Annotated in this window: 10 protein-coding genes; 5 read left to right on the top strand and 5 right to left on the bottom strand. The window is 45.1% G+C overall.

Features of this window, described 5'->3' with window-relative positions:
* Positions 1-90: 90 nt before the first annotated feature.
* Positions 91-438, bottom strand: a complete 348-nt coding sequence (locus tag OSC7112_RS08985; protein ID WP_015175610.1) for a histidine triad nucleotide-binding protein — start codon at positions 436-438, stop codon at positions 91-93.
* A gap of 56 nt (positions 439-494) precedes the next feature.
* Here OSC7112_RS08985 and OSC7112_RS39540 point away from each other — a divergent pair, with 56 nt between their 5' ends.
* The 3 genes from OSC7112_RS39540 (at position 495) to OSC7112_RS08965 (ending at position 4985) form a co-directional block, all read left to right on the top strand.
* Positions 495-653 carry a hypothetical protein gene (locus tag OSC7112_RS39540; protein ID WP_190274355.1) on the top strand — a complete coding sequence of 53 codons (159 nt, stop codon included), beginning with the start codon at positions 495-497 and terminating at the stop codon, positions 651-653.
* A 58-nt stretch (positions 654-711) separates the two neighbouring features.
* Positions 712-2241, top strand: a complete 1530-nt coding sequence (locus OSC7112_RS08980) for a YifB family Mg chelatase-like AAA ATPase (protein WP_015175609.1) — start codon at positions 712-714, stop codon at positions 2239-2241.
* A gap of 1358 nt (positions 2242-3599) precedes the next feature.
* Positions 3600-4985, top strand: a complete 1386-nt coding sequence (locus OSC7112_RS08965) for a hypothetical protein (RefSeq protein WP_015175608.1) — start codon at positions 3600-3602, stop codon at positions 4983-4985.
* Positions 4986-5201: 216 nt separating this feature from the next.
* Here the strand turns inward: OSC7112_RS08965 and OSC7112_RS08960 are convergent, their stop codons facing one another.
* Both OSC7112_RS08960 and OSC7112_RS08955 read right to left on the bottom strand, forming a co-directional pair.
* Positions 5202-6044 (bottom strand): hypothetical protein, encoded by an 843-nt coding sequence (locus tag OSC7112_RS08960; protein WP_015175607.1) that lies wholly within the window; start codon positions 6042-6044, stop codon positions 5202-5204.
* Positions 6045-6746: 702 nt separating this feature from the next.
* Entirely contained in the window at positions 6747-7145 is a 399-nt protein-coding gene (locus tag OSC7112_RS08955) for a DUF4342 domain-containing protein (RefSeq protein WP_015175606.1), read from the bottom strand.
* 715 nt (positions 7146-7860) lie between these two features.
* On the opposite strand from OSC7112_RS08955, the gene OSC7112_RS41700 reads away from it, so the two are divergent.
* Both OSC7112_RS41700 and OSC7112_RS08950 read left to right on the top strand, forming a co-directional pair.
* Positions 7861-7983, top strand: a complete 123-nt coding sequence (locus OSC7112_RS41700; RefSeq protein ID WP_263053595.1) for a hypothetical protein — start codon at positions 7861-7863, stop codon at positions 7981-7983.
* 592 nt (positions 7984-8575) lie between these two features.
* Positions 8576-10060: a sensor histidine kinase gene (locus OSC7112_RS08950; RefSeq protein ID WP_015175605.1), complete on the top strand. Its 1485-nt coding sequence runs from the start codon at positions 8576-8578 to the stop codon at positions 10058-10060.
* Between the two features lie 220 nt (positions 10061-10280).
* Here the strand turns inward: OSC7112_RS08950 and OSC7112_RS08945 are convergent, their stop codons facing one another.
* Both OSC7112_RS08945 and secF read right to left on the bottom strand, forming a co-directional pair.
* Complete coding sequence (locus OSC7112_RS08945; protein WP_015175604.1) at positions 10281-10661, bottom strand: hypothetical protein; 381 nt, start codon at positions 10659-10661, stop codon at positions 10281-10283.
* A 137-nt stretch (positions 10662-10798) separates the two neighbouring features.
* Complete coding sequence (gene secF, locus OSC7112_RS08940) at positions 10799-11767, bottom strand: protein translocase subunit SecF (RefSeq protein WP_015175603.1); 969 nt, start codon at positions 11765-11767, stop codon at positions 10799-10801.
* Positions 11768-11865: the final 98 nt, after the last annotated feature.

Here is an 11865-nt window from a genome sequence, read left to right as displayed (position 1 = left end):
AAAAAGAAACCCGGTTTCTGAGGCGCTTGGCAATAGAAATCAACCGGGCTTCTGAGGATGAGTCCGCAATTTATGCGTACAAATTAGCCTTTAGCCTGGGGGCCAGTTCATCTCCCGACCGCCGAGAACGTGAAGGTGCAGGTGGTCTACAGTTTGGCCGCCGTCGCTGCCGCTATTAATGACGACGCGATAGCCGTTGCTAAGTCCGAGTTGTTCTGCTACCCGTTTGACAGTCAGCAGCAAGTGTCCCATGAGAGCACGATCTCCCGACTCGGCATCGGCTAATTTGGCAATAGGCTGTTTGGGAATGACGAGGATGTGGACGGGCGCTTGCGGATGGATATCTCTGAACGCGAGGGCCAAGTCGTCTTCATAAACGATGTCTGCCGGAATCTCTTTGCGGATGATTTTGCTGAAAAGCGTTTCTTGAGTTGTCATGGGTGTTAACGAAGTTCGGCAACGAAGCAGTGTACAAGATGTAACGGATTTAACGGATGGATTTTGACGGAAGAGGGAAGAAGGAAGTGGGAAGAAGGCGGAAGTGGGAAGAGGGAAGGGGAAGTGGGAAGAGGGAAGACCCAGCAGGAGAGAGGGAAGAGGAGAAAAAGAAGAGGCAAGGAAAAGTTTTTCTTGCCTCTCCCGATATTCATTAGTCATTGTTAATCATAATAGATGATGAATCAAGGACAGGCAAATTAAGGATAAAGAAAAATGCTTGCTAGGGTTTGGAGTGCATCGATCGTTGGAATTGACGCGGTAAAGGTGGGTGTTGAGGCTGATGTGTCAGGGGGGCTACCGAAAATTGTGGTTGTGGGATTGCCAGATTCTGCGGTGCAAGAAGCTAAAGAAAGGGTTAAGGCTACGCTAAAAAATTCGGGATATGCTTTTCCGATGCGGAGTATTGTGATTAATTTGACTCCGGCGGATTTGCGGAAGGAAGGGCCGAGTTTTGATTTGCCGATCGCCATTGGCATTTTAGCAGCATCCGAACAAGTCAGCGGTCAACTTTTGGGAGATTATTTGTTTTTAGGGGAACTTTCTTTAGATGGGAGTTTGCGGCCTGTGGCTGGGGTTTTGCCGATCGCCGCTGCTGCTCAAAAAATGGGTATTTCAGGATTAGTTGTACCGGCTGGTAACGCGCAAGAAGCGGCTTTGGTACACGGAATATCTGTTTATGGTTTTGAGAATATTTTTGCAGTTACTGATTTTTTGAACAATCCTGAAGTGTATTCGCCTGTAGAAGTAAACGGTAGAGAAGAGTTAGCAAAAACGCGGTTTTTGGGTCTAGATTTAAAGGATGTAAAGGGGCAAATTCACGCTCGGCGGGCTTTGGAAATTGCGGCGGCGGGGGGACACAATTTAATTTTTGTGGGGCCGCCAGGGAGCGGTAAGACGATGTTGGCGAGGCGTTTGCCGGGTATTTTGCCGCCGCTGACCTTTGATGAAGCTTTGGATGTGACTCAAATTCATTCAGTGGCGGGGTTGTTGAAGGATAAGGGAAGCTTGGTGGGCGATCGACCTTTCCGCAGTCCTCACCATTCGGCATCCGGCCCTTCTTTGGTAGGTGGCGGCAGTTTTCCGCGTCCGGGTGAAATTTCTTTAGCACATCGCGGCATACTTTTTCTGGATGAATTAACTGAGTTTAAAAGAGATGTTTTGGAGTTTTTGCGACAACCGCTGGAAGATGGTTATGTGACGATTTCTCGCACTAGACAATCGGTGATGTTTCCGGCGCAATTCACTTTAGTTGCAAGTACGAATCCTTGCGCTTGCGGTTATTACGGCGATTCGATCCAACAGTGTACTTGTTCGCCGCAAAAGAGGGAGCAATATTGGGCAAAACTTTCGGGGCCTTTGATGGATCGGATCGATTTACAAGTGGCCGTTAATCGTTTGAAACCCGAGGAAATTACGCGACAGCCGACGGGGGAAGAGTCGGAACCGGTGCGGGTGAGGGTGCAGCGGGCGCGAGAGCTCGCAACTCGCCGTTTTCAGTCGGAATCTAGTTTGCGCTGCAATGCCCAGATGCAAAGCAGTCACATTAACAAATGGTGTCAGTTGGATGATGCTTCTCGGAATTTATTGGAGATGGCGATTCGGAAATTGGGGCTGTCGGCGAGGGCTAGCGATCGCATTTTGAAGGTTGCTAGAACTATTGCTGATTTGTCGGGGGATGAAAGCTTGAAAACGAATCATGTGGGGGAGGCGGTGCAGTATCGGACGATCGATCGGATGCAGTAAGGAATGAAAAATAAATAAGGTGACTAATAGAGCAATAGTTTACCTTGGATCAAGGCTTCTGGGGTTTAATTGTGCAAGTTATTAATTTTTCATTCCTAAGTCAATCGATTGCGCGATTTTCGATTTTAGATTTTAGAGGCGACCCCACGGATAAATGCTCTTTCTTGAGGATTTTCGATTTTGGATTGATTCCACGGATCGATCGCGTGGCGGGTACCACCTTTGAAATTCGCTTGTCAGCAACGGCTCAAAACACACAATACCCCGATCCTCAACTACTTAAAGAAGTTGGGTATTTAACAGTGGATTCGGCGATTGAAATCGCTTCTAAACATACGAATTCCCAGCAGAGGGGGAGTAAGGGATTAAGGGGGTATTTAAGCTAGATTGATGTTGTCTAATTATTTAATTGAGCCACTGAAACGCCCCGATTTTCCCATATTTATTGTCGGATATTGTGCGGCATGGCGCCAGTATCACTTGTGACCGAAAGCATCCAGGATACCCGCCACGTGATTCATCCGTGGATAAATCAAAAACCTGTATCCGAGAAACTTGCCGAACGTATTTATCTCGCGCAAGTCAATGCTTCAATTCTTTAATCTAAAATCTCAAATCGCGCAATCGATTGACAGTAGTATCACTTGTGACCGAAAGCATCCAGGATACCCGCCACGTGATTCATCCGTGGATAAATCAAAAACCTGTATCCGATAAAGGAGTCCCCGAATTTATCTCGCGCAAGTCAATCTAAAATCTAAAATCTAAAATCTAAAATCTAAAATCTAAAATCGATTGACAGTTGTGTAAGTTCTGTTAGTGTTAGATTGGGCGAGGCTACAGCAAACCTAGGCAGCAGTTACAGTGGCGATCGAAGAAGCTTTAGACCAACTGCCCGAAAGCTGAGTAACTGAAGTGTATCAGCGCAAATATCGAGAGTTTTATCACCACGTCTGCGAATCTTATTCTGAGGCCACACGCAGTATTTATACCACTGCAGCTTGAAGCTGGTGTCAGTGCCACCCACCCACAGCTTTTGTCAAAAATCCCTCATAATTTCATCAAAAATTCATCAAGTTTTTACTCAATTTTTGTAAGTTTTACTGTAATTTATGATACCGATCGCCCAAGTTGCGGGAATCTCCACAACGGCCAAATTTTTAATATTTAATTTCTCGCTCTCCCTCTCCCTCCTTCTCCCTCCCTCTTCCTCCTTCTTGCTCTTTCCCTCGCCCTCTCTCCCTGTTTCACAATAAAATTTGAAATTTTTGAGTGACAAATCATGGCAGGATCGCAGCGCGTTTTGATACCATGCAATCAAGCGCAAGACAATCAGGGAATGCACTGGAGGTGTGTAAATGGAGCTTTTCGCAGAACAAAAACGGTGCTTGGATTGCTTGGTAAGCTCGATCGAGCAATTAGGAGGTCGAGTAGATATTCCAAAGCTGGAGCAGATAGCTGAGCTAATCATTCAAGCGATGAGAGGGCCTTGGCGCTCCTTTCACACGTCGGAACACATTTTTGAGGTCGGGGGGTCAGTCGATCCGATCGAGGTGTTAGCGGCCCTATTTCACGACCTAGTGTACGTGCAAGTCGATCAGGGCGTTAGTTTCAATATTAGCAGCGCCCTTTGTCCTTTTGTCAAAGAAGTGCGATCGCAGTTAGTTATTAGAGATGAAACCGAACTGCCCGACGATGCCATGTATCAGCTAGTGGCCTCAGTATTTGGGTTTATTCCCGGCAAGACTCTCTCTCCGTTTGGCGGCCAAAACGAATTTTTGAGTGCCGTTATTGCTGCCAAATCTTTGGAGCCTTTTTTGCCACCGAGTACGATCGCTGAGATAACAGCTTGCATCGAAGCTACTATCCCTTTTCGTCCGGTTGCGCCCAGCGGTTTGAGCGCGATCGAACTTTTGCACCAGCGTTTGATAACTATAAATCGCGATTTTCACTTGGGATGGAGCCATGCAGAAATTGTAGAAATTGTCAAGCGTTCTGTCAGGTTAGCAAATAGAGATGTCGAGAATTTTGCATCTCCAAATTCCTCTAATTTCTTAGACAATACCTGGAATTTGATGCCAGAAACCAACCACGAATTGACCAATGTTAATTCCTATACTGTTGCCGGATATCGCAAGTCTCTGCAAAAAATGGAAGGATTTTTGAACTGCCTCAAACCCGAACTGGTTTTCCAGCAGTTTATGCAAGAGCCGGACGATGAAACCTACGCTAACCTGATTGCCCGAACTCGCAAAAATATCGAAGTTGCTAAACTTTATCTGGGGGTCAAGCTAATTACCATCGCCATTTTAGAAGCTCTTTCCTACCGCTTGGGGCGCGATATTCCGCTTTCAACTATGATGGGAGAATTGCGCGCACCAGGATTTAAAACCTCGGTTTTGGAGGATTACTTGCCCAACAAACAGATCGCCTACCCATTAGAAAGTCAGTTGCAAAGAGAAGTGTTAGACCTGCTAGAAATAGGACGCAATCAAGAATCGCGCTATGATATTAAAAACTCCCCGGTTTCTACGTTTATTATCAAATCTATCGGCTTTGCTGAAACTGAAAACTTTTTGAAGAAAGCTCAAGATTTTTTTGCCGGTCATATTTCGTCGGAAGAGTTTTTGTCTTACTGTTCTCCCGATGTCATCGAGACCATCTCCTCCGGCGTGATGAAACTTTTTGACAGCAGGAAGACGGCTTTAGGGAAAGTTAAATTAGTTCACCAAACTGTTTCTTAGGATAGGTTGGCACAATCTTAAAACGTTTTCCATCGCAGAAACCAGGTTTATTAAGTTCAGCCAAAATGTCCGGTTAGTGTGAGATGTTGCACTATTCTCGCTCGCACAGCCCCGAAAGCCTGTCCGAGCGAGAATGGTGCCAGATATCGGCTTTAAAGGACTTTAGCTGTGAGTCTGGGGTTTGAACCCCTGGCGGACTAATTCGACATCCAACTTCTATTGCGGTGAAGCAGTCGCACCCTCTGCGCCGGAGTTGCTATTAGGTACAACCGTATCCGTAGGATTAGAATCGCTCTGGCTTTCCCTATTAGTTGAGCCGCTCGTACCTGCTCCAGAAGCACCATCATCTTGAGTTGGAGATGGACTAGCTGAACTCTCAGGTGCTGGAGTTGGCGGAGTGGAAGCTGGCTCATCCTGCGGATTCGGAACCGTAGTATTGGTATTATTTGACGGCGAAGATGGAGACGGCGCTGCTTGCTGAGCGGGTGCATCTTGCTGCTGTGAATTTGGAACCGTAATATTGATATTGGGAGCCGGATTTGCTTGAGGAGCAGGTGTTGCCTGTTGAGCTGGACTTGGTTGAGGAGCAGGTGTAGCCTTTTGAACTGGAGATGGTTGAACCGGAACCGGAACAATCTTTTGAATGATCGTTTTTTCTTTCTCTACAGTCCGAGTCGGAGCTGGTGTTGCTGAAGGCTGATTCGCTTTGGGTACAACAATCACAGTATCAGAAGTAGGAGTAGGAGCCTCCTGAGCCCGATTGAAGTAATATACAGTACCCAGAACTAAGCCTACCAAAGAAGTAAGAAGAATCCCTAACAGCAACCCGCGACCAGCATTCTCATTATCGCGGGCTTCTTGGACTCCAAGTTGGCGGTGGTTTTCCGCCATTTGACCCTGTACGTAACCTTGGTGATGAGCTGCTTCTTTAGAAGCATTCGCAGTTGTACTCGGAACATTTGTAGTGGTTCGCGTTGTACTGACGTGACCGTTAGTTGCATCTGTGTGAACTTCTTGATGAATTTCACGGCTAGAGCTATTTTGTTCGTTAGGTTTCATAATTATCTTCGCCACAACTCTTCAAAAAATATTTGTCTGTAGGAGATGCTCTGGTTGGAAAACTTGAGCTAAGCTGTTCAGCATTTAAATCACTTACTTCGATTCACTGTCAAGATTCAGGCAAGATTCATGTGTAAGCATTTGGCGTTTTGGTCATACCCAGTTTAAATGTTTAACAGCTTTCTGCTTAGGGAGTTTAGAGAACTTTTGGCTTTTCCTTCATCTGTATCGAATCTAACTGGCCAAGGTATTAAGCAGGCTCTACCCCCAGAGTGATTGTCCGAGTCCCCAAAGGAATAGGGTTAGCCGGACTTCAACAAAGAATAAGCTGTTCTGTATTTAAAGAGTATTTCAAAAAAAATTAAAGTCATGTGGGGTGGGCGTCCCGCCCGCCCTGAATATACAATTTAAATGCGCGACAGCTTACTCGCTAAATGAGTGATTTATAATGCTTGCTGTGCAAGCATATAGCAATCCTAAACGAGTCGTAAAAAAAATACGACTCATTTAGGATTGCTATATTTATAAAGCCAGTTTATGCTTGAAATTTGTTGAAGTCCGGTTAGATAACCACAATTAAGTTTTTAGTAATAAAGGCAAGTTTTTTCTCATCCATCAACAGAGGATAGTCGTACTCACTACCAACAAGCTTTATTACGGGAAATTAACCGGACAGGAGCATTACTAACAACTGAATTTTTTTTATTCTGTTCTTTCAATGATGATGGTCATGTGAGCGACTAATGCACCTATCGCTCCTACTGCTGCAATGACTGGAAACAATGCCGCACCGATGACTCCACCGACTACTCCCACCGTCAGAGGAACTTCTACTAAGATCCGTCCCTCTTCATTTTTGATAATGATGCGGCGGATATTTCCTTCGTGAATCAGTTCTTTAACTTTAGCAACCAAATCGTCGCCGTTAATTTTTACCTCCTCGACGCTCACTTTTTGCTGAGTATAAGCAGGGGTTTCTAAAGGAGTCGTTTCAAAATTAACCTCAGTAACTTTTTGGGCAGAAACTTTTTCAGATACAGGTATTGATTCGAGTTCTCTTGTCCCGACTGGTTCTTGTTCGCGATCTGTAGGTGTGTCCATTTTTTGTTCTCCTTTTAGGTAAAAGTATTTTTGTATAGAATTATATAGAAACATAACACGCAACTTTTTTTCGATCAATCATTCTTTTGGGTGATATTGCTGTGGGTGCTATGGTGCTTTTCTCTATCGATCTTTGACGGTGAGAGGCTAAAATCCTTCCTCGGTGGGCGTTAGCGACCGAGTTCCCTTGTGCCGTTTGGTTAACTGTCTGCTTCTGGCCCTCGCACCGCCCCACCCTTGAAAAACCTCCAATTCAGACAGGCAAAGGATGAGAGCGACTTTCACACTCTCACAGACTCAGACTCAACAGGTGTACAGGTTGAAATACTGACATTGTACTGAAAGTACGATCGTCCCGCCGTGTATAGAGTTACCACCTCTAGTTCGGGAAACCGCACATGGAAACCGTCGCTTACTTTCCTCAAATGTCATTTCAATTTAGCTCAGTGCGATCGCCAAATCAAACCCGACCCCCCGAGGTTCCTCAAATCAACATCTTGGAGTTTCTAATGAGAATTGCCTAAAATCAAGGGGGAGGAGAAATAATCACGATCGAAATATTATCGTCACCAAACCAACTTCGTCAAATTGAAGTTGAAGTTGGGGAAAAGTCGGGTAAAATAGAATTATTTATTTCTGCTTCCTCTTGATTCTCAGTGGCGGATTTGCCAGCGAGAGAATTTGAAGATCGAGTTCGTGGGCTGACGGTACTTGTGTGGAAACTTTTAAGGTACATGAAGCGGATGTGGGGAATGTGAGTTTTAGTTGCGATCGCACAACTTTAGCATCTGCCGGGAAAAAATTCGTCGGTGAAGCTTTGGAGTCTCGATGCTGCTAAAGTATAAGCTGCCGAACTTGACAAATTGCTCGCAATCGGCAGTCCCTGGCTCGGAGACTACCTACAATACAATCTTCGGCTTGAGTGCGATCGGCATTTGTGCAAAAAAAACTGACAATTGAGATTTATTGGCAATTGCCGGAAACCAGTTTTGCCTGAATTTTCAAATCGGGCGATCGGCTGCTGATTTGTCGCTATTCTTGTCTTATTGTAATATAATTTTACGCAAGGGGTAATACGAAATGTACTGCCACAGGTCGCAGATGTCTATCCATCTGAACCAAATTAATGTCATCAAACATTAAAAATAGTTATGACTGTTATATTCGGATTAGTACAATCTTGGATATATAAAATTTCCTACATAGTCAGGTTTCAAAGGGGTGTCTGCTGTTAAATCAATCTAACCTGCAATATCGTTTCGGGGGACACCAGCACGATTTAAGGCAAAAAAATCCTGCTGAATTAACTGGATTCCAGGGAGCAGAGGGAAGTTGATAACTAAGCTATAAAAAGAGTTGAAAAGGCCGTCTAAATAGTAGGCAAGACTCCAGCAGCCAACCGCAACTGCCAATTACCAAAGGAGGGAGCAGTGTATGAAACTGACGGGTTGAGTCCCCTAAAATCGCCGCTTGGTTTGCGATCGACTCTACAGGAATTAACCCTGTACGACTTTCTCCTAGAATCTGAGTGTCCGGGGGCCGAAGTTGCTAAAATTTTTCAAGCAAACCCTTTAGTTCCGGGCATCATCATCACTCAGCAAGGAAAGTTTATAGGGATGATTTCGCGGCGGCGTTATTTTGAACACATGAGCCGCCCCTACAGCTTGGAGTTATTTTCTCAACAGCCTTTGTTCATACTCTACCGCTTTACTAAAACTGATATGTTGGTTCTCGATCGCGAAACCTCAATTATGACGGCAGTGCGGCAGTCTTTGGAGCGATCGCCCGAACTAATCCACGAACCAATTGTAGTACAAGTAGAACCGGAAACTTACAAACTTTTAGACGTACACCAACTGCTGCTTTCTCAGTTGCAAATTCACGAGTTATCAACCGTGGCGATGCGCGAGTCGCAAGCGCAATTGAGACATCAAGCCCAACAGCTCGAACTTGCCCTGCTGGAACTTCAGCGCACTCAAACTCAACTAATTCAAACAGAGAAAATGTCTTCTTTGGGGCAGTTAGTAGCAGGAGTAGCTCACGAAATCAACAATCCCATCGGCTTTATTTACAGCAATTTGCACCACGCTAAAGAGTACACGCAAAGTTTAATGCGGATGCTCGACATCTACCGACAGCACTGTCCCGAACCCATCGCAGCAGTTGAAGCGGAAGCAGAAAAAATCGAATTCGATTATTTGCTAGAAGACTTGCCGAAAGTCTTAAATTCTATGCAGCAAGGTGCAGAAAGAGTGCGCGACATCGTTTTGTCGCTGCGGAATTTTTGCAGGTTAGACGAAGCTGAAATGAAGCAGGTCAACATTCACGACGGTATCAACAACACGATTATGCTGTTGCAAAGCCAGCTTAAAGGGAAACCGGGGCAGGAGGCGATAGAAATTTACAAAGAATACAGCGACTTGCCGCTGGTGCAGTGCTATCCCGGACAGCTCAATCAGGTATTTATGAATATTTTACTTAATGCAATTTACGCTCTTGTTGAGTCTAATAAACACGAAAAAGTCGATAAAAAAAGCCCGAATAAGTCGCAATCATGCGAGCAAAAGCAGTCTTGTATAAAGACTCAATTATCACTTTCTAACTCTACCCGCCTGATTCCTGCGATTTGGATTCGCACCGAGTTAATTGAGAAAAAAAAGGTAATAATTAAAATTTCTGACAACGGCCCGGGGATGACAGAAGATGTTCGGAAGCGGTTGTTTGACCCTTTCTTTACTACTAAGCCGGTCGGCCAAGGAACGGGTTTGGGACTGTCGATTAGCTATGAAATTGTTGTCAACCAACACGGCGGCGCATTGAAGTGCTTTTCGGAACCGGGAAAAGGAGCAGAATTTGCGATCGAAATTCCGCTTCAACAGTCTTCCCTAGCACAGATTTTGCCTCGCTTTGCGTGATATAGCAGAAGGAAGTTCGGCAACAGATTCGCTTTCTGAGGATTTAACAGATGTCAAGAAGGAAGAAGGAAGAAGGCAGAAGGAATGAGAAAGAAGGAAGGAGGAAGAAGGCAGAAGGCAGAAGGAAGAAGCAATAAAAGTTAGGGACTCGGCCGTTGAAACCGCTTAAGAGTCAAACTTTCGTCCCTCTCGCTCGAGACTAAAGAATAAAGCCCGTCAGCTACCGCAAACCTTTGCAAACCCACTTCCACAAAGGATGACTCGGCCCCTGTTGGCGAATGCGGCGAACTTGTTGTTCCAAACCCTGTTTTTCCCGCAGGGGCAATCCTCGCACCATATTGCGACTTTGCCAAGTTAGCACTGCTAAAGTCATTCCCAAGCACAAACCCAAACCGAGAGTCGGCCAGCGATGAAAAGATAAACCGTAGCGCACCGCCGCCCAAGTGAAGTGTTCTAACCACAAAGCGATTTCGCGGCGCAAACCCCAAATGCTCAAAGAACCGACGGTAATCCACAGCAATATCACTGTTAACCAGCGGCCGTAAACTGTTAGTTTGTGAAGCCTTTGGACTTCAATTTGAAAAGTTTCGTCAGTAGTCATTTGTTATTTGTTATTTGTCATTTGTCATTTGTCATTTGTCATTTGTCATTAGTTATTGATTATTGAGGATTTATTATGAGTCAGTCAACCGTTAACCGTCAACGGTTAACCGTCAACAGTTAACCGTCAACCGCCAATTAAACTTCCTCTGACTGGTTGATTCCTTCTGCGGGGACGGGGATAGAGTGGCCGGTGCGACTGCGCCACCAAGCTAGCAGCGTACTGGCAATGAAAATACTCGAATACGCACCCGCAATAAAGCCGACAATCAAAGCTAAAGCAAAGTATTTGAGGGTTTCGCCGCCAAACAAAAAGATTGAAAACAAAGTCAGCAGCGTTGTCATCGTCGTGTTAATTGACCTTCCCAGCGTCTGCATGACCGCATCATCGACAATTTGATCGATCGACTGTCCCGGATTTAGCTTGATTACTTCGCGCACGCGATCGTAAATTACCACAGTATCGTTAACAGAAAAACCGATGATTGTCAAGATTGCCACGACAAATAAACTGTCAACTTCCACACCTAGAACTAAACCTAAAATTGAGAAAATACCAACAGTAATGAACACGTCGTGAAACAGAGCTACAAAAGCAAAAAAGGCATAATCTAACTGAAATCGAAATGTCAGATAAATAGTAATGCCAACAAAGGAAAGCAATACAGCTAACAATCCAGAAGTAAATAATTGTTTGCCGAGGGTAGGCCCAACCGTATCAATTTGAGTAGATTTCGGGGCAAAAGCGCCTATTTTATCCTTCAATGCTGTTTGCAACTTAGTGCGTTGTTCGACATCCAAAGTTTTCGTTCGTAGCGACAAACCTCGCTGTTCTTTGCCGATAACTTGAATGCTGCTGCCTGCCAAACCTTGGGCGTCCAGGACTTGGCGGACAGCAGCAATATCGATGGGTTTACAATTTTCCGGTTTCGTGCAGTCAAGTTCAAATTGCAGGCGAGTGCCGCCGATAAAATCTAAACTGGGGCGCAGCGGTGCGCGAATGTCGGGACGAGTCCAAGAAATCGCCATCGACACTATACCTGCGAGGATTATAGCGGCGGAAATACTCCACCAGATCGATCGCTGTTTGATTACACTGAATTGCATAATTTAAAAGAAGAGGGAAGTTCGGCAACGAGCAATATACGGGATGTAACGGATGGAAGAAGGAAGGAAGAAGTTAGTTAACAAATCACCAACAGTCA

This window comes from Oscillatoria nigro-viridis PCC 7112, assembly GCF_000317475.1.
Taxonomy (GTDB): domain Bacteria; phylum Cyanobacteriota; class Cyanobacteriia; order Cyanobacteriales; family Microcoleaceae; genus Microcoleus; species Microcoleus nigroviridis.
Note: the sequence above shows the minus strand (reverse complement) of the source record. Positions and strands in the feature narration are given on the sequence as shown.

Coding starts and splice junctions, on each gene's coding strand:
- OSC7112_RS08960 (WP_015175607.1), bottom strand. CDS start 6,044: ATGAAACCTAACGAACAAAATAGCTCTAGCCGTGAAATTCATCAAGAA.
- OSC7112_RS08980 (WP_015175609.1), top strand. CDS start 712: ATGCTTGCTAGGGTTTGGAGTGCATCGATCGTTGGAATTGACGCGGTA.
- OSC7112_RS08965 (WP_015175608.1), top strand. CDS start 3,600: ATGGAGCTTTTCGCAGAACAAAAACGGTGCTTGGATTGCTTGGTAAGC.
- secF (WP_015175603.1), bottom strand. CDS start 11,767: ATGCAATTCAGTGTAATCAAACAGCGATCGATCTGGTGGAGTATTTCC.
- OSC7112_RS08945 (WP_015175604.1), bottom strand. CDS start 10,661: ATGACTACTGACGAAACTTTTCAAATTGAAGTCCAAAGGCTTCACAAA.
- OSC7112_RS39540 (WP_190274355.1), top strand. CDS start 495: ATGGATTTTGACGGAAGAGGGAAGAAGGAAGTGGGAAGAAGGCGGAAG.
- OSC7112_RS08955 (WP_015175606.1), bottom strand. CDS start 7,145: ATGGACACACCTACAGATCGCGAACAAGAACCAGTCGGGACAAGAGAA.
- OSC7112_RS08985 (WP_015175610.1), bottom strand. CDS start 438: ATGACAACTCAAGAAACGCTTTTCAGCAAAATCATCCGCAAAGAGATT.